Origin of the sequence: Flavobacterium limnophilum (assembly GCF_027111315.2) — a bacterium.
GTDB lineage: Bacteria > Bacteroidota > Bacteroidia > Flavobacteriales > Flavobacteriaceae > Flavobacterium > Flavobacterium limnophilum.
Genome location: NZ_CP114289.2, coordinates 2,124,515 through 2,141,539 on the forward strand (window position 1 = coordinate 2,124,515; position 17,025 = coordinate 2,141,539).

16 protein-coding genes and 1 other RNA gene are annotated in these 17,025 nt (G+C 35.8%); 7 read left to right on the top strand and 10 right to left on the bottom strand.

What is annotated here, in order from left to right; translation table 11 throughout:
* Positions 1 to 8: 8 nt before the first annotated feature.
* Both OZP13_RS08630 and OZP13_RS08635 read right to left on the bottom strand, forming a co-directional pair.
* A complete protein-coding gene (locus OZP13_RS08630; protein ID WP_281299353.1) occupies positions 9 to 1,052 on the bottom strand; it encodes a sugar kinase in 1,044 nt (347 codons plus the stop codon).
* A gap of 47 nt (positions 1,053 to 1,099) precedes the next feature.
* Positions 1,100 to 2,107: a sugar kinase gene (locus OZP13_RS08635; RefSeq protein WP_269243528.1), complete on the bottom strand. Its 1,008-nt coding sequence runs from the start codon at positions 2,105 to 2,107 to the stop codon at positions 1,100 to 1,102.
* Positions 2,108 to 2,314: 207 nt separating this feature from the next.
* On the opposite strand from OZP13_RS08635, the gene OZP13_RS08640 reads away from it, so the two are divergent.
* Positions 2,315 to 3,286 (top strand): sugar ABC transporter substrate-binding protein, encoded by a 972-nt coding sequence (locus OZP13_RS08640; protein ID WP_281299439.1) that lies wholly within the window; start codon positions 2,315 to 2,317, stop codon positions 3,284 to 3,286.
* Positions 3,287 to 3,405: 119 nt separating this feature from the next.
* Here OZP13_RS08640 and OZP13_RS08645 read toward each other — a convergent pair whose 3' ends face one another.
* From OZP13_RS08645 to ffs, 5 genes are all read right to left on the bottom strand, one after another.
* A complete protein-coding gene (locus OZP13_RS08645) occupies positions 3,406 to 3,909 on the bottom strand; it encodes a hypothetical protein (RefSeq protein WP_269243531.1) in 504 nt (167 codons plus the stop codon).
* Positions 3,910 to 3,921: 12 nt separating this feature from the next.
* The gene (fsa, locus tag OZP13_RS08650) at positions 3,922 to 4,578 is read right to left on the bottom strand and encodes a fructose-6-phosphate aldolase (RefSeq protein WP_269243532.1); all 657 of its coding nucleotides are present in this window, start codon (positions 4,576 to 4,578) and stop codon (positions 3,922 to 3,924) included.
* 132 nt (positions 4,579 to 4,710) lie between these two features.
* Positions 4,711 to 4,833: a hypothetical protein gene (locus OZP13_RS08655; RefSeq protein ID WP_281299354.1), complete on the bottom strand. Its 123-nt coding sequence runs from the start codon at positions 4,831 to 4,833 to the stop codon at positions 4,711 to 4,713.
* Between the two features lie 220 nt (positions 4,834 to 5,053).
* Positions 5,054 to 5,857: an SDR family oxidoreductase gene (locus tag OZP13_RS08660; RefSeq protein WP_281299355.1), complete on the bottom strand. Its 804-nt coding sequence runs from the start codon at positions 5,855 to 5,857 to the stop codon at positions 5,054 to 5,056.
* Between the two features lie 91 nt (positions 5,858 to 5,948).
* Positions 5,949 to 6,046: signal recognition particle sRNA small type (ffs, locus tag OZP13_RS08665), an RNA gene on the bottom strand.
* Between the two features lie 87 nt (positions 6,047 to 6,133).
* Between ffs and OZP13_RS08670 the strand changes: the two genes are divergently transcribed.
* Positions 6,134 to 7,183 carry a glutaminyl-peptide cyclotransferase gene (locus tag OZP13_RS08670; protein WP_269243533.1) on the top strand — a complete coding sequence of 350 codons (1,050 nt, stop codon included), beginning with the start codon at positions 6,134 to 6,136 and terminating at the stop codon, positions 7,181 to 7,183.
* Positions 7,184 to 7,194: 11 nt separating this feature from the next.
* Positions 7,195 to 8,436 carry an imidazolonepropionase gene (gene hutI / locus OZP13_RS08675; RefSeq protein WP_281299356.1) on the top strand — a complete coding sequence of 414 codons (1,242 nt, stop codon included), beginning with the start codon at positions 7,195 to 7,197 and terminating at the stop codon, positions 8,434 to 8,436.
* Between the two features lie 46 nt (positions 8,437 to 8,482).
* Here the strand turns inward: hutI and OZP13_RS08680 are convergent, their stop codons facing one another.
* Entirely contained in the window at positions 8,483 to 9,364 is an 882-nt protein-coding gene (locus OZP13_RS08680; RefSeq protein WP_269243534.1) for a DUF8428 domain-containing protein, read from the bottom strand.
* A 94-nt stretch (positions 9,365 to 9,458) separates the two neighbouring features.
* On the opposite strand from OZP13_RS08680, the gene OZP13_RS08685 reads away from it, so the two are divergent.
* The 4 genes from OZP13_RS08685 (at position 9,459) to OZP13_RS08700 (ending at position 13,226) form a co-directional block, all read left to right on the top strand.
* Entirely contained in the window at positions 9,459 to 10,514 is a 1,056-nt protein-coding gene (locus tag OZP13_RS08685; protein WP_281299357.1) for a formimidoylglutamase, read from the top strand.
* Positions 10,515 to 10,669: 155 nt separating this feature from the next.
* A complete protein-coding gene (locus tag OZP13_RS08690) occupies positions 10,670 to 11,929 on the top strand; it encodes a DEAD/DEAH box helicase (RefSeq protein ID WP_281299358.1) in 1,260 nt (419 codons plus the stop codon).
* A gap of 190 nt (positions 11,930 to 12,119) precedes the next feature.
* Entirely contained in the window at positions 12,120 to 12,584 is a 465-nt protein-coding gene (locus OZP13_RS08695) for an Hsp20/alpha crystallin family protein (RefSeq protein ID WP_269243535.1), read from the top strand.
* A gap of 303 nt (positions 12,585 to 12,887) precedes the next feature.
* Positions 12,888 to 13,226 (top strand): Hsp20/alpha crystallin family protein, encoded by a 339-nt coding sequence (locus OZP13_RS08700; protein ID WP_281299359.1) that lies wholly within the window; start codon positions 12,888 to 12,890, stop codon positions 13,224 to 13,226.
* A gap of 163 nt (positions 13,227 to 13,389) precedes the next feature.
* Here OZP13_RS08700 and OZP13_RS08705 read toward each other — a convergent pair whose 3' ends face one another.
* Positions 13,390 to 15,588 carry a tetratricopeptide repeat-containing hybrid sensor histidine kinase/response regulator gene (locus tag OZP13_RS08705; protein WP_281299360.1) on the bottom strand — a complete coding sequence of 733 codons (2,199 nt, stop codon included), beginning with the start codon at positions 15,586 to 15,588 and terminating at the stop codon, positions 13,390 to 13,392.
* A gap of 126 nt (positions 15,589 to 15,714) precedes the next feature.
* Positions 15,715 to 16,977, bottom strand: coding sequence for a dicarboxylate/amino acid:cation symporter (locus OZP13_RS08710; RefSeq protein ID WP_281299361.1), 1,263 nt, complete (start codon positions 16,975 to 16,977; stop codon positions 15,715 to 15,717).
* Between the last annotated feature and the right edge of the window lie 48 nt (positions 16,978 to 17,025).

Consider the following 17,025-nt stretch of genomic DNA (forward strand, 5'->3'; position numbering starts at 1 on the left):
ATTCCTGATTATCTAGCAACTCTACCAGAAGCATCACCACCCATAAGTTTTGATACTTCGTCAACAGTTACCAAGTTGGCATCACCTTTGATAGTGTGTTTCAAGCAAGATGCTGCAACAGCAAAATCCAATGCGTTTTGGTCATCCTCTGGATAAGTCAACAATCCGTAGATTAAACCTCCCATAAATGAATCTCCACCACCTACTCTATCAACGATATCCGTGATTTGGTATTGACGCGTTTGCAACATTTGTTTTCCATCGTATAAAACTCCAGCCCAAGTGTTGTGGGATGCAGAAATAGAACCTCTTAAAGTAGTGATTACTTTTTTGGCTCTTGGGAATTTTTCCATCATTTGTTGACAAACTGACAAGAAAGCTTCAGCTTTTACATCATGTCCGTGTGTTTGAACGGCTGCTCCAGCTGGTTTGATACCAAAGTGCATTTCAGCATCTTCTTCGTTTCCTAAAATCACGTCGCAATAAGATGTCAATTCGGTCATGATAGCCTCACGGTCTCCACCATATTTCCATAGTTTAGCACGGTAATTCAAATCGGTTGAAATAGTAACACCTAATTTGCTGGCCACTTTAACAGCTTCTAGACAAGCATCTGCAGAACTTTGAGAAATTGCCGGTGTAATACCAGTCCAGTGAAACCACTCAACACCTTCAAAAACTTTTTCCCAGTTGATCATTCCTGGTTGGATATCAGACATAGAAGAGTGTGCTCTATCATAAACCACTTTACTTCCTCTGCTTACAGCTCCAGTTTCAAGGAAATAAATTCCTAGACGCTCTCCACCCCAAACAATATTATCTACACCAACTCCTCTTTTACGCATTTCCATCATGGCGCATTCTCCAATATCATTTTTTGGCAAACGTGTTACGAAATCAACTGGAATACCATAGTTTGCCAATGAAACAGCTACGTTAGATTCTCCACCACCATATACAACATCAAAATTGTCTGCTTGTGAAAATCTTAAAAATCCTTGTGGTGCCAATCTTAACATTATCTCACCGAATGTTACTACTCTTTTTCCCATTTTTTAATTGTTATTTAATATTTATATTTAGTTTATTTATTTAAAAATTATCTGGAGACTCTTCCTCCTCCGGAACCTCCCATGAGTGCTTTTATTTCATTTACGGTGGCCAAATTGATGTCTCCCGAAATGGAATGTTTCAAACAAGTGGCTGCCACTGCAAACTCAAGCGCCATTTGATAATCTTCCGGCCAAGTAATCAAACCGTATATGATACCCGACATAAAAGCGTCGCCGGCACCAATGCGGTCTATAATATGTGAAATGTTGTATTTTTGGGATTGCAATAATTCTTTGCCATTCCACAAAGAAGCACTTATACCGTTAGAAGAAGCGTTGGCATGCATTCTATGAGTGGAAACCACGGTCTTCAATTTTGGAAATGCTGTCATCCATTTGGCAAAAACCACGTCTTCTTTATCATTCTCATTGACTTCAATTCCCAACACAATTTCGGATTCGCCAATACCACCCAATAACAAGTCACAATGTTTGACCAAATTAGGCATTATTTCGCTAGCTTTTTTACCATATTTCCACAAAGTAGGCCTGTAATTCAAATCGGCAGATATCGTCAACCCCATTTTAGAGGCAACCAATAAAGCTTCTTCACATATTACGGCCAAATCAAGCGAAAGAGATGGTGTTATTCCCGACCAATGAAACCAATCGGCATCCTTGAAAATAGCTTCCCAATCTATCATTCCTTTTTTCAAGGTAGAAAACGAAGAATCCTCTCTATCATAAACGACTTTTCCAGGTCTTTCTGACGCACCTTGTTCAAAATAATATATTCCAAGTCTTTTGCCTTGAATCAGGGCAACTGGATCTACTCCAAAAGAACGCAACATACTCAGGGAAGATTCTCCCAATTCGTTTTGCGGAACAGCGGTAATAAATTTGACAGGAAGTCCAAACTTGGCCAATGAGGCGGCGACGTTGGCTTCAGCACAGCCATAATATAAATCAAATGAGGTAGCTTGAGTAAGTCTCAAGTGGCTTGGAGGAGAAAGTCTGAGTAATATTTCTCCAAAAGTTACAATTCGTTTAGACATAAAAATAAAATTTTCGTGTTCGCACACGCACCTTGCAAATATAAAAAAAAAGTTAGTTTAAACAAGGTATTTAAAAAAAATAAAATTTATGCTTTTTGACATAAAAAAATATAAATTTACAGCATATTTAAAAAACAAATAGCCATCATAACAATTAAGAAAATAGCAAAAATTGCCAACGTATCTGTTGGTACCGTAGACCGAATCATACACAATCGTGGCCAAGTAACTGAAGAGAACATAGCTAAAGTGAACGCCATAATTAAAGAATACGGCTACAAGAAAAACATCTTTGCCAGTAATTTGGCCTTCAACAAAAAATTTAAGTTTGCCGTTTTTCTACCCAAAAACAAAAACATCGAATATTGGCAAGCTCCCTTGATTGGAATAAAAAAAGCAGCCGAGGAATTGGCCAAGTTTGGGGTCACGATTGATTATTATTTCTTTGATTACAACACAACCTCATTCAACAACACGGCAAGCAAACTGTTGGAACTGGACTACGAAGGATTATTGTTTGCCCCCATATTTTACGAAGAATCCATTTCCTTTTTAATAGAATACAAGAAAAAAAACATTCCCATCGTGTTGATTGATTCCAATCTTCAGGAGGTTGAAGGTATTGCCTACATTGGTCAAGATTCTTACCAAAGTGGCTATTTGGGCGGAAAACTGCTTAGTTACGGCATCAAAACCGAGAGTAATGTTTTGATACTACAAATCACCCGAAATATTGAAAGTACGACAAGAACCAACGTTTTTTTGCAAAGAATCAAGGGTTTTTATTCTTTTTTCAAAGAAAAAACGCATCTTCCAAAATTCAATTTCACGGAAATCAGCATAAAATACGACACGGAAAACCAATTGACAAAAGATATGTTTGCTGGAATTGATTGTGTTTTTGTACCCAATTCAAGGGTTCATGTCGTGGCCAAGTTTATTAAAGAAAACGACTTGAAAGACATTCGAGTTGTAGGCTATGAATTATTGCAACAAAATCTGGAATACTTAAATCAAGGGGTCATCGATTTTTTAATTCACCAAAAACCGGAAGACCAAGGTTACATGGGAATCAGTCATTTATACAAAAAGAGTGTACTAAAAGAACCGGTCGAAGGCTTGCAATATATGCCGTTAGAAATTATCGTGCAAGAGAATTGCATTATCAAACAAGAATAGTCCAATTTGTTTGTTTCGAATCCAAGTCTTTGGAATACAAAAACTAAAAACCCCACAAAATCATATTCTGTGGGGTTTTTGCTATTTATTTTTGACCCAAACAAGATCAAAATCTTCTACTATTTGGCGCTAACCACATTCTGTAAATTCGTTTTAAATTCCTTGCTTTTTTGTGGCAATATAGTATAAACTACTTCTTTAGTGCCTGTATTTATGATGACTTGTTTTAAATCCAAAGTCAATCCAAGCTCCGGAGGACTTGCCATCTTTAAGGTACAAGCACCATCAAAATAACCGTCATCCTCGATAGTTTCTACCTCGGTCACTTTTGTACCATCACTAAACACTACAGAAATAGTCATTTTACTATTCAAAGCAGTGGTATAAAAACCATCCATAACCAACATCAAATGATAGGTGTTTTTCAGGTCGACGCCCTTAAATTCGTGACGCGTGATATTGTACTTCAACCCTTTTGCCAATACAGGGAATTTTTTTGTGCAATCCAATTCAAAACTTCCTACATCGCCAGCCTCGTTAACCGTGGTTACTATTTTTGCCACTTGTGCATTCATAACTACAGTGGTCAGTAGTAATGCTATCGATACTACAAGTTTTCTCATTGTCTAGAAGATTTATTTATTTCCTTTTTCGAAATCGGCAACGAATTGAGCCAATCCAATATCAGTCAATGGGTGTTTCAACAATCCGTAAATGGCAGAAAGTGGTCCAGTGATAACATCGGCACCAATTTTGGCACAATTTACAACGTGCATCGTGTGACGAACAGAAGCGGCAAGAATTTGGGTTTCGTAACCGTAGTTATCATACACTTCTCTAATTTCTTGAATCAAGTTCAATCCATCTGTAGAAATATCGTCCAAACGACCCACGAACGGAGAAACATAAGTAGCTCCAGCTTTGGCAGCCAACAAAGCTTGTCCAACCGAGAAAACTAAAGTAACGTTAGTTCTAATACCTTTATCCGAAAAATATTTGGCAGCCATCACACCTTCTTTGGTCATGGGCAATTTAACCACGATTTGCTCGTGCAATTCCACTAATTCTTCTCCCTCTCTCACCATTCCTTCAAAATCCAAAGCATTCACTTCTGCACTTACATCACCATCCACAAGGTTGCAAATGTCAACATAATGTTTCAAAATATTGTTTTTACCAGTGATTCCTTCTTTCGCCATCAATGATGGATTTGTAGTAACTCCATCCAATACTCCTAAAGCTTGTGCTTCCTTAATCTGGGCTAAATTAGCCGTGTCAATAAAAAATTTCATGTTCTATTTATTTAATTTAATTTGTGTTTTTATTATTTATTGGGCGTTTACTGAAATCCTATGAAAATATAAATTAGGTGAAGTAATCCCTCACGCAAACGCAAAATTTGGTGCCAATTTACAAATTTATAATTACTTAACAGAATTGTTTCTGTTCAATTCTTTCAATTCGCAACGGTTTTTTTCCAGAAATACCATTACACCATCACCAAAAATTTCGATATTGTTAATTTCACCTCTCGTTTCCTTGGACATTCTGCGAATTATTTACCACAAGAAGCCATAAAGAAGTGATGATACATTTATTATAACCATCCGAAACCAATAGCAAAGGCATAATGCACGCAACCGATTGTGTAAATTAACGGAAAACTCTCAAGTAAACCAAAAAAATCTGTTGGAATTTTGCCAAAAAAATTGTTTGGCATCCTTTTCGAACCGGCAGGTTACTCAATTCTTCTCAAAAAAACCACGACTACAATCCATAATGTTTCATCAACATTTTTTCATAGACTTTATCAGGTAAAATTCGCTTCAAGACAATCGAGAATTTCTGCATAAAAACCCCCACTTTATAATGAATTCCTGGATTTGGATTTTGAATAATTCTGTACACAGCTTCAGCCATTTCGTTCGGATTACTGCCGCTATCCACGTGTTCATCCATCATTTTCAGCGTATTTCCATAAGGAATTTCATAAGCCGAATCCTTGATCAAGGGTGCGTGAAAACGTCCAGAAGCAATATTGGTGGCAAAATCGCCCGGAGCCACATTCGTGATCTGGATTCCAAAAGATTTCACTTCCATTCGCAACGCTTCGGTAATTAATTCCAAAGCCCCTTTCGATGCCGAATATACGCTGCGATACGGCAAACCCATATAACCGGCAATGGAAGTTACATTGATGATCAAGCCCGATTTTTGCGACCGCATTTGTGGCAAAACCGCTTTCATCACTTCGATGGGGCCAAAGAAATTGGTTTCGAAATTGTTCTTGATTTCCTCGGTTGGAATTTCTTCCAATGGGCCGGTAATTCCCACTCCTGCATTATTGATGACAATATCCAAGCGTCCAGAAGTGGCAATAATTTTGGCTACAGCCGATTGAATCGAAGCCGTATTTCGAACATCCAACGCCACCAAAGGAAAGACTGAATTCAGGACCTGTTCTGGATTTCTACTCGTTCCATAAACCACGAAACCTTTATGATGCAGAAATTCTCCAATAGATTTTCCTATTCCCGAAGAACCTCCCGTAATCAAAACTACTTTGCTCATTTTTTGAATTTAGATAGGGGTAAAAATAAAAAAATCTTCCCTAAGGAAGATAAATAACATTAAAAAGATTGCTTTGTACCTCGCAATAAAAAAATGGCAAGCGACCTACATCGCACCGCTCAACCGCTTACCCTTGCTATGTTCCCATCCTGGGGGATTCTGCAGGAGCTGGTCGTGTAGGACTTGCCGGTGCAAATATACACTCTTTTTATATTTTTGCAAGGGCTTTGCGACTATAAAATAAGGTTGTATATTGCATTATTAAAATTTTAATTTATGAAAAAATATAACTTCCTATATATCATTTTATTAGGAATAACAATAACAAGTTGTAGTGACACAAAAAAAAGTGACAATAGTGTATTTAGTTTTGACGAATCTAAATTTCAGGCACAATATTTACCCCAAGACGGTATCGAATTGGGAATTTTAAACCCCAATTCAAAAGAAGTGGACAGTGTTGTTTATTTCGTGAACGAAACAAAAATTGGCAGCAAAAAAGGACTCGACAAATTGATTTTTGACTTAAAAAATCAAAAACTGGGGTACCAAAACCTTAAAGCCGTAGTTTACCATAATGGCGAAAGTGACCAAGCCTCCTCCAGGGTTGAGCTGGTTTCCAACATTCAACCCAAATTACTAAAATATACCATTGTAAATACTTACCCCCACGACATTGGCTCTTTTACCGAAGGATTGGAGTTTTACAAAGACACTTTGTATGAAAGCACTGGACTAAACGGTAAATCTTACATTAGAAAATACGACTACAAAACTGGAAAAATATACCAGCAAGTGGATTTGGATTCCAAATATTTTGGAGAAGGAATCACCTTTATGAACAACAAGGTTTATCAATTGACCTGGCAAGAGAAAACCGGTTTTATCTACAATGCCAATACCTTGAAACTCGAAAAAACCTTTACTTACGACAAAGACATCGAGGGCTGGGGAATGACCAACGATGGCAAATACATTTATCAAACCGACAAAACCGAGAAAATTTGGAGAATGGATCCTGAAACCCAAAAAATGATCGATTATGTAAATGTTTATTCCGGAAGTTCAAAGATAAAAGCAATAAATGAGCTCGAATGGATAAATAGCAAAATCTATACAAATGTTTGGGAAAAAGAGGCCATTGCTGTTGTTGACCCAAAGACAGGTGCTGTTGAAGGAATATTGGATATGTCGGGTTTACGAAAATTTATTAATGCCGAACCAACCGATTACTTAAACGGAATCGCTTACAACCCCAAAACAAAAACCATTTTTGTGACTGGAAAAAACTGGGACAAAATGTTCGAAATAACGGTTTCAGAATAATTTTAATAAAAATGAAAACGCTAATCATCAATATCAAGGAATTGCTTCAAGTGCGGGATTCCTCGGTTTTGAAGGTGTCCGGCGATGAAATGGCGGTACTTCCCACCATCAAAAATGCCTATTTGGTAATCGAAGATAATTTGATTGCCGATTTTGGCTCGATGGAAGATTTACCCGAGGATTTGAATCCTGAAAAATGTATCGATGCAGATGGAAAAATGGTCTTGCCTTCTTGGTGCGACAGCCACACCCACATTGTCTATGCCGGCAATCGCGAACAAGAATTTGTCGATCGAATCAACGGACTCACTTATGAGGAAATTGCCCATCGCGGGGGCGGAATTCTAAATTCGGCATTAAAACTCAACGAAACTTCCGAAGAAGAAATCTATAACCAATCCAAAGCCAGACTCGAAGAAATAATACGATTGGGAACGGGTGCCGTCGAAATAAAATCAGGTTACGGACTCACCGTTGATGGCGAATTGAAAATACTTCGAGTAATCAATCAACTGTCAAAAGAATATCCCGTAACCATAAAAGCCACTTTTCTGGGCGCACATGCTTTTCCATTGGAATACAAAAACAATCGAAAAGGTTATATTGATTTAATCATCAACAAAATGCTGCCCGAAATTGCCGAAAACGAATTGGCCACTTTTATAGACGTTTTTTGTGAAACGGGTTATTTCACCGTAGCCGAAACGGAACAAATTATGGAAGCCGGAATCCATTTTGGTCTAAAACCAAAAATCCATGTCAATCAATTCCATTCCATTGGCGGAATCCAAGCCGGAATAAAACACAATGCCCTTTCCGTTGACCATCTGGAAACAATGAAACCCGATGATATTGAAGCCTTGAAAAACACCGAAACAATGCCTGTTGTTTTGCCTTCCTGCTCCTATTTCTTGGGAATTCCTTATGCTCCAGCACGTGAAATGATGGCAAATAGTTTGCCTGTGGCAGTCGCCAGCGATTTCAATCCGGGTTCCACTCCGTCGGGAAATATGAATTTTGTGGTTTCGACAGCCTGCATCAAAATGAAAATGACTCCCGAAGAAGCCATAAATGCCGCCACAATAAATGGAGCTTACGCCATGGGAATTTCGAAAACTCTTGGAAGCATTACCATTGGCAAAAAAGCCAATCTTATTATTACCAAACCCGTTTCTTCCTACTATCAATTACCTTATTCTTTTGGCAGCAATTTAATTGAATCTGTAATAATTGAAGGAAAAGTTATTGCATAAAAAAAGAGGAACAAATTGCTCCTCTTTTTCATAAATTTCAAATATTTTATTTCAAAATAAAACTTGTTTTAGAAACCAATTCGCTCTTGTCAAAAACATTCACGAAGTAAGCTCCTTTTGCAAAATCTTTTCCTGGCAAGTCTTGTGAAACTTGAACCGTTTTGTTTTCATATATCACATCGGAAATAAAACTGTAAGTCAATGATTTATCTCCAAAACTTACCGTTTGTTTGTCACCAAGAACATTATTTTTACTGTCAATTACTTGAACATAGTAAGCTTTGTTCCCAGATTTTGCGATTTGGTTTTCTGCAATGGTGAAGCTAATTCTAAGGGTATTTGCTCTACCTGCTTTGTCCGTTTCAATTTGTTTTCCAGAACTTTTTACTTTAAAAGCGGAACCTTTTGTATTCAAAACAGTTAATTTTGAACCTTTTTCAACAGTTTTTGACAATTCTTCGTTTTGACCTGTTAATGATTCAACATTCTTTTTAGTCTCTCCCAAAACAACTATAGTGCTGTCGCGTTGAGTGGTTAAAACCGTATTTTGTTTTTTCAAGGTTTCGTTTTCAGCCATTAAAGCCTTCATGTTGCTTTCCAGTTTGGCATATTGTGCTTTGTATTTCGACACATCGCCTTTTGACTTACTTACATCATTCATTAAGTTGACTACTTTGTCTCTTTCCTTGATTAATTCATCAGACATAGATGTATTTTCGGCAATTGCTGCATCATAAGTAGCTTTCAACTCCTGTAAATCTTTCATTACCACATCTTTCTCGGATACAGTTTTAGTCAATTCAGTTTGCACTTCTTTTGCTTCGGACGTAATTTTATAAATATAAACTAAACTTCCTACTAATAGGATTGCTAAAACGGCAATGATTACCTTTAGACTTGAACTTGAATTGTTTTGTTGTTCTTCCATTTTTTAAATATTTTTTTATACAAATTTAATAATATAATATGACGTATTAACGAATTTCGCACAATTATATTATATTTGAACATTATATTTTTTTATGGAAAAACTGATCCTTTTTACGGTCAATGACCTTGCAAAAGTAACCAACCACAGGAGTGGCGAAATAAAATTTGGAGAAAAGATGATGACTATTCCTAAAGGAATGGATCCAGCAGCATTTTTAAAAACCTCGGATGCAAAATACGTGTTGTTCGGAATACCCGAAGACATTGGCATTAGAGCAAATTATGGTAGACCTGGAGCGGCATCGGCTTGGAAAAGTGCCATAGCCAGTATTGCCAATATCCAACACAATCGCTTTTGCAAAGGCAGTCAAATCCTTGTTTTGGGGCAATTGAACGTGAGCCAAGAAATGGAGGATGTCAAGGATTTGGATTTTAACCAATTTGACGATCGTGTCAAATTAAGCCAGTTGGTTGAAAAAATTGACAAAGATGTTTCCCATATCATTTTCAACATCATAAAATCAGGTAAAATACCAATTGTTATTGGTGGTGGCCACAACAATGCCTACGGTAACATAAAAGGAACGGCTCTAGCGAAAGGAAAACCCGTAAATGCGATCAATTTTGATGCCCATTCCGATTTCAGGATTCTCGAAGGAAGACACAGCGGAAACGCTTTTTCGTATGCTTTTGAAGAAGGTTTTTTAAAAAAATATTTCATCTTTGGATTACACGAAAATTATACTTCAAAAAGTGTTTTGGACATCATCAAAAAAACGGATGACCGTGTACGCTATGCCACCTATGACTCCATCAATATAAGAAAAGAAAAAGATTTTTGCCAAGAACTCGTCCAGGCGGCAGAATTCATCCAAACAGATTGTTATGGAATTGAAATCGATCTTGATGCCATTCCAAATATTCCCTGTAGTGCCATGACTTTGAGCGGTTTTTCGATTGAAGAATTGAGACAGTTTGTTTCTTTTTTCGGAAAAAGCAAAAGAGCAGCCTATCTCCATATTTGCGAAGGAGCTCCCGATTTGGGCGAGGAAAAAAATGGTCATTTAATTGGAAAACTTATAGGCTATTTGGTAACCGATTTCATTAAAGCTAATAACAGTTTGGAAAAAATTATTCCTGTCGTTTAAAAAAAATTTTTTTTTTACTTCAAAAAACACAAAAGCACTGCTTAAATTCGTTTTTAATGAGGGCATAAACAGTGAGCTAATTTCCATCCAAAATATTAATCCTATCTTTGCGCAACTGTACCTGTACTTATTACAGGATATTTAACACGCTAAATATGTTATTCGAAGATTTATCACTTTCAAAAAGTATACAAAAAGCCGTATTTGAAGAAGGCTATACCGAACCCACTCCCATTCAAGAACAATCCATTCCGCTAGTTTTGGCCGGAAGAGATTTAATAGGTTGCGCACAAACCGGTACCGGAAAAACGGCGGCATTTGCCATTCCAATCATACATCAATTGCACCGAATCGTGGGTTCGTCCAAAAAAGCCAAAGAAATTCGTGCCTTAATAGTAACTCCCACGAGAGAATTAGCCGTACAAATTGGCCAAAGTTTTGATACTTACGGCAAATATACCAACTTGGTTCAACTGACCATTTTCGGTGGAGTTTCGCAAGTTCCACAAGTGGAGGCCTTGCGAAAAGGAGTTGACGTGCTTGTGGCCACGCCGGGAAGATTATTGGATTTGCACAAACAGGGATTCATCGACTTAGACAGCCTACACACCTTGGTTCTTGACGAAGCAGACCAAATGCTGGATATGGGGTTCATAAACGACGTCAAAAAAATAGTAAAGCTTACGCCAAAAAACAGGCAAACCTTGTTGTTTTCGGCCACAATGCCGATTGCCATTCGAGAATTAGCCGAAATGTTCTTGAAAGATCCGGCAAAAGTGGAAGTTTCTCCTGTATCATCTACAGCCGAAAATGTGGAACAACGCGTTTACTTTGTCGAAAAAGGCGAAAAAAGAAACCTCTTGTACCATTTGATAAAAAACGAAAATCTATCGGATGTGTTGGTTTTCTCTAGAACCAAACACGGAGCCGACAATGTGGTAAAAGCCTTGCGCAAAAAAGACATTCCAGCCGAAGCCATTCACGGCGACAAATCACAAAATGCCAGACAACGCGTTTTGGACGCCTTCAAAAATAAAGAAGTTGGTGTTTTGGTAGCGACCGACATCGCGGCACGTGGCATCGATATTGACCAATTGCCATTTGTCATCAATTTTGATTTACCCAATATTCCCGAAACCTACGTTCACCGAATTGGTAGAACTGGTCGTGCAGGAAATGAAGGAGTTGCCATTTCTTTTTGTGGCAAAGATGAACATCAATATTGGAAAGACATCCAGAAACTAATTAAAGTAGACGTGAAAATCGTAAGTGACCATCCTTATCCTTGGCATTCCGGAAATCCGGAAACAGCTCCAGGAGGATCTACAAAACCAAATAATTCAAACCGCAGTGGTGGAGCGCATAAATCAAGAAAATCAAGCGCTTCAAAACAAAATAAAAAACGCTGGTATTAATTGCGGAATCTATAACTTGACTGCATCACTAAAAACACCTTTCAGGAATAATGAAAGGTGTTTTTTTTATTAATAAGTTTCTTATTATCAACGCTTTACGTGTTAATTATTTGTTATATTGATTTTATTATAAAGCCGTTTTGGCTAACTTTATGAAAGTAAATTATAAACATTTAAAAACATTAAAATTATGGAAACATTAGTAAGAGCCGGATTATTTCCGACATTGGCAAACAAAACAGTTAACAACTTTTTTGATGATTTTATTACAAGAGATTTATTTGATTGGACAGATAAAAATTTTGCTGCATTGGGCAGTAATTTACCATCTGTGAATTTAAAAGAAACAGATACCAACATTGAAGTGGAATTGGCAGCTCCAGGAATGAAAAGAGAAGATTTCAAAGTTGAAATTGACAATGATGTATTAATGATTTCTTCAGAAAAAGAAGAAGAAAAAGAAGAGGTAAGAAAAAAAGACAACTACATCAGAAAAGAATTCAATTACCAATCTTTTAGCAGGACTTTTACTTTACCAGAAACAGCCAATGAAAACAAAATTGAAGCCAACTACAAAGATGGTATTCTTCACGTTGTCATTGGAAAAAAAGAAGGTGCCAAAAAAAGGACACTAAAAACCATTCCTATTAAATAAAAGTTCTTTTTTTTTTATACTTTCTGACAAAAATATAACCATTTGATTCAAGAAATGTTTCAAATGGTTTTATTGTATCGATAAAAGTTTAATAAGTTAAAAGACTGACCCCAATTACCCAATTATTTCGGGATTACACAACCTAAAAGCCTTTTTAGAAAAAAAACTAAAAAGGCTTTTTTTTACACAACTTTCTAATTATCAAATATTTAAAACGTTAATAATTTGTTAATTTTATTTTCAAATATCTTTTTTTACTAAATTAGTAGAACTAAAATTAACAATTAAAAAACATTTAAAATTATGGAAACTTTAATTAAAAGAAAGGGGTTATTTCCGTCAATGTCACGAAAAACAGTTGACAGGTTTTTTGATGATTTTATTACAAGAGATTTATCTGATTGGACAGATGAAGTTTTTGGAGAAGCAAGCGGTAAACTACCATCAGCAAATTTACAAGAAACTGATACCAACATTGAAGTTGAATTGGCAGCTCCAGGAATGAAAAGAAAAAATATTAAAGAAGAAATTGACGATGATCCACTAATTATTTTTTCAAAAAAAAAGGAAAACAGAACAGAAGACAGTCCCGTTAAATTCCAATTTAATTACCGATCTTTTTGCAGATTGCCAAACTTTTAGTTATCCATAAAAGTAAATAAAAAAAGGGCAAAGACGATTCCCTTCAAATAAAAATTTCGTTTTTAACCGATTTTAAAAAAACCATTTGAACCTATAAACAGTTTCAAATGGTTTTTTTTTAAAATTCTATTTTAGTTTTTGTTTAATCATAAAAAAACCGGAATTAACCAGCGTTTCTTGTTTTATTGATTTGATCATTTATTATCTTGAATAATTTCAATGGTTCAAAAGGTTTTACCATTATGTCATTCATTCCTGCAGAAATAACTTCTTCTATTATCTCATCTTTTGCAAAAGCGGTCAGCGCAATTATAGGTGTTTTTATTCCTTTGAGACGAATTTTTCTGGTTGTTTCAAAACCATTCATCAAGGGCATGTTTATATCCATCAAAACGACGTCAAACACTTCTTTGCCTAATATTTCCATAGCCTGGAATCCATCATCAACCATAATGCAACTACAATTATTTTTTTCAATAATTCTTTTCGTTATCGTTTGGTTAATCTTGTTGTCTTCTACGACCAATATTTTAAATATCTGGCTCGAACTCAAATCAACCTTTATATTGTTGATTATTTCTTTGGTTTTGACTGGATCATGGTCGAATGCTATCGTGAATTTGAATGTAGTTCCCACACCCACCTTGCTTTCAAGTGTAATATAACTATTAAACAAGGTCAATAATCGTTTCACGATGGCCAATCCTAGCCCCGTTCCTTGATAATCGTTGTCATTTCTTCCAACTTGCACAAATTTTTCAAAAATTTTATCTTGATCAACAGTGGCGATTCCGATTCCGTTATCTTCAATTTTAAATTCGATATAATGGGATTTGTTTTTAACTTCAACTAAATTGGCCGTGATAATTACTTTCCCATTTTTTGTGAATTTTAGTGCATTACCAACTAAATTCATTAGTATTTGGGAAAGTCTTAATTTATCTCCAATCAAATATTCTGGAATATTCGGGTCTACTTTTACTGCTATTTTATCATTATTATTTTGCGCAATGAAAGAGAGCGATTTTTTAATCATGTTAATCTCGTCCGATACATTGAAAGCCAGATTTTCTAAAACAATCCTGTTTTCTTCTATTTTATTAATATGAAGAATATCATTGACTAGCGATAATAAATATCTTGCCGAAAATTTTAGTGAACTTAAATGAGGACTGTTGGCCAGTTCTTTGTGTTCGTCCAAAAGCATGTTGGTGATGCCGATTACGCCATATAATGGAGTTCTCAATTCATGGCTCATTGTAGAAACAAATTGTGTTTTCAATAACGAGGCCTCCTCGGCCTTTTCTTTGGCAATCAGCAATTCTTGATTGGCAAGGGTAAGTTCTTTATTGGCTTTTTTCTTGAACTTGTAATTTTTGTACAAAGAATAAAGCAACAACAGCAATACATTCAACGCCAAGATAAAAAGTACCACTATAATTCTGGATTTTTTTAAACTTTGGGCTTGCAAATTTTTCTCAATTTCAATTTTATCCACCTCCCGTTTGTATTCATCCAATTCAAGATGTACTCCTGCAATATCAGCCTTGTTTATCTTTTCGTCATTATATAAATGTTCGGTGATTTTATTGTAGAGATCCAAATTTTCATAAGCTTTTTTATAGTCCTTATTTTTTAACAAGAATTTCGAATACTCTTGATGGGAATAGGACAAATCAGATTTTTGATCACCACTTTTCCCTAATGCTATGGCTTTCAAGAAATAAGATTCGGCTTTCGGGTTTTCACCTTTGTGGCCATAATACATTCCGTTGAGCATGTTTTGGATAACATTCGTGGATTCGGCTCCAAATTTTGCGTTATATTTATTAAGAAATTCTAAATAGGGATACCCTTTTTCAAATTGTCCAATATCAAAATAAGCCCAGGCAATATTTAATTTTGTAAAAACAATCTGACTGGTATCGGCATCCTTTTGACTGTATTCAAGAGATTTTTTATAATAATTGATTCCTTTGGTGTATTGTTTTTTTTCAAAGCAATACACATTGCCCAAATTATTGTTTATAAAGTTTTTTATGGAATTATTGTTGGTCTTGTTGGCATGGGACAAACCTTTATTGTAATAAAAAATGGCCTTGTCATATTCGGAAATTTGATCAAGATTTGCGGCAATTGTGTTATAGGAAACCGCTATGAGGTAATTGTCTCCAATTTTGGTTGCATAATGCAGAACCTGCCTTGATGTTGAGATTGATTCTTCAAAATCGGCATTATTCAAGTCGGCTACCGCCTTTTTTGCCAATTTCTTGATTTCTGCTTTAGAGGGTGTTTTTGTTTGTGCAAATGAATAATTACTGAAAGAGTTCAGCAAAAGGAATAACAAAATAAAAATTTTCATTTGAAACATAGCTTATTTAATCTCATTTCAAATATACATTTTTAAATACACATAAAACCACATAAGAAAATATTTATATAAACTATTTAATACTATAAAGTAATCGAAATATCCTGAAAGCCGAACCTAATCCTTGTCACCAGCCTCCCATTTACCCACAACCGAAGTTGCCAAAGCATTACCCAAAACATTAGTCGCACTTCTAAACATGTCACAGAAATGGTCGATTGGAAGAATCAAGGCAATTCCTTCTATTGGAATTTTAAACATACCGCAAGTGGCCGCAACAATTACCAAACTGGCTCTTGGAACTCCTGCAATTCCTTTACTGGTAAGCATCAAGACTAAAAGCATCGTCATTTGAGTACCCAAATCCAAATGTATTCCATAAGCTTGAGCAATGAACAAACTAGCAAAAGTCATATACATCATACTTCCATCAAGATTGAATGAATATCCCAAAGGCAACATAAAAGCAACAATTTTATCTTTTATCCCAAAACGTTCTAATTCCTCCGTTAGTTTTGGAAAAACTGCTTCGCTACTGGTTGTGCTAAAGGCAATAATTAATGGCCCAACGATATGATTTAATAGCGTTTTCATTCTTTTACCAAGAAAAACAAACCCAACGGCTAGTAAAAAAATCCATAAAGAACCAATTCCCACCAAAAATGATCCAAAAAATTTGATATAGGTAAAGACCAATTCATTCAGGTCTTTTATCGCAAATACACCTGCAATCGCACCAAAAACCCCCATTGGAGCAAACTTCATTACATAATTTACCATTTTAAGCACAATATGAGATAAAACTTCAATGAAATTAGTGACAGGTTTTGCATAATTCCCAATAGAAGCAGCCGCTAAACCAAAAAAGATGGAAAAAATTACAATTTGAATGATTTCATTATTCGCCATAGCTTCAACAATGCTTTTGGGAATAATGTGTTCTATAAAATTTTGGGCCGAAAAACTTTGAGTATTTGCAGTCACTTCTGTAGCGGCAGACAAATCGATATTAGATAAATTAAGTCCAACTCCAGGTTGCAAGATGTTAACCCAAAACAATCCTATCATAAGTGATATAAATGAAGCACTGAAAAACCAACCTAATGCCATTCCCCCTACTCTTCCTACGGTTTTAATATCTCCCAACTTGGCAATACCAGGCACTAAAGTACTAAACACTAATATCGCAATTATCATTTGCACTAAACGAATAAAAACGGTTGCCAGAATTTTGATTTTATCACTAAATTCTTTGGCAAAAGCCACATCGTAATTATTATGAATATAAATACCCAAGAATGCTCCTAAAAGCATTGCAATAACAATTTGAACAGTGAGATTCCCTAATAAGGATGTTTTTGGTGTTTCGGTTGGCGTCATTTTTTAAGCTTTAACGTTAAAATCTGGATAAAAGATACAAAAAAAAGG